The sequence below is a fragment of the Marinimicrobium sp. UBA4209 genome, from assembly GCF_002381585.1.
GTDB classification, from domain to species: Bacteria; Pseudomonadota; Gammaproteobacteria; order Pseudomonadales; family Cellvibrionaceae; genus Marinimicrobium; species Marinimicrobium koreense.
Window position 1 is genome coordinate 1 of the sequence record NZ_DFTP01000072.1, and the last position, 1308, is coordinate 1308.

Below are 1308 nucleotides of genomic sequence, written 5' to 3' on the forward strand. Positions count from 1 at the left end.
ACGAGAAGCCCCCATGGATGGGTTCACGGCGGGGCTCGAACCGGGATACCGCCTGCCCGCCGGACTCAATGTAAAGACAATACTTTCACAGTAACTGAGATGCCCTTAAAACAGTCCATCCAAACACTTCCAGAAGATCGTCGCTACTGCGTTGCGCTTAGTGGTGGGTTGGATTCCACCGTGTTGCTGCATGCGGTGGCGCGTCGGTGTTCGGGGGTGCGGGCGGTGCATGTTCATCATGGCTTGTCTCCTAATGCCGACCAATGGCAGCGTCACTGCGAAACATTGTGTAAACAGCTCGGCGTGCCTTTGGACGTCGTGACCGTCGATGTTCAGAAAGACGGCAAGGGACTGGAAGACGCTGCGCGTGAAGCGCGTTATCAGGCGTTCATTCAACAGCTCCAGCCCGATGAAATACTGCTCACCGCCCACCACGGGGACGATCAGGTGGAAACCCTGCTGATGCGCCTCGGGCGCGGATCCGGGGTTCGGGGGTTGGCGGGGATGGCGGCGCGGCGGCCGTTGGGTGCCGGGGAGCTCTGGCGTCCGCTGCTGGGCGTTAGCCGGCGCGAGCTTGAAGATTATGCTCGCAGCCACCGCTTATCCTGGATCGAGGATGAGAGCAACGACGACCTGCAATTTGATCGCAACTTCCTTCGCCACCGGGTCATGCCCACGTTGCGGGAGCGTTGGCCGCATCTGGTGGAGAGTTGGGGGCAGAGTGCGGTGCTGTGTGCCGAGTCCGAGGCGCTGCTGGAAGACTACGCGCGGGAGGATCTGGCGCGTCTGACCCTTGAGTCTGCCGATCCGCACGCTGCTGCGGGGTGGGTGCTCAGTCTTCCGGGGTTACAGGGCCTGTCTACGGCGCGGCGCCATCAGGTGCTGCGGGTCTGGTTCAGGGAGCGTGGGGTGCCCGGGTTGAATCGTGATCGGTTGGCGGAGGTCGATCGCCAGTTGATCGACGGGCGGGAGGACGCCGGGGCGTGTGTGGCCTGGGAGGGCTGGGCGTTGCGGCGGTTTCGTCAGGGCCTGTACCTGCTGAATGGCACCTCGCTTGAGGCCCCTCTGCCTTCGCAGCCTATCCCCGTGGATTTGAGCGGATCGGGGCGGGTGGTGTTGCCGGGGGGCGCTGTTTTGGTCTTTGAAAGGGAGGATTTCGGCGGTAATGGTCCCCGTCTGGCGGCGGGGCTGCCGGAGCTGTCCATTCGGTGGCGTCAGGGGGGTGAACGCTGTCAGCCCGAGGGGCGGGCCCACTCACAGACCCTGAAGAAGCTGCTGCAGGAGTACGCCCTGGCCCCCTGGTGGCGG

The 1308-nt window shown here is 63.9% G+C and carries 1 protein-coding gene; it reads left to right on the forward strand.

Annotated features, from left to right (window positions below):
- Positions 1-99 precede the first annotated feature (99 nt).
- Positions 100-1308: tRNA lysidine(34) synthetase TilS (gene tilS, locus B3187_RS10730; protein ID WP_286806370.1), on the forward strand; the 1209-nt coding region annotated here is incomplete at its 3' end.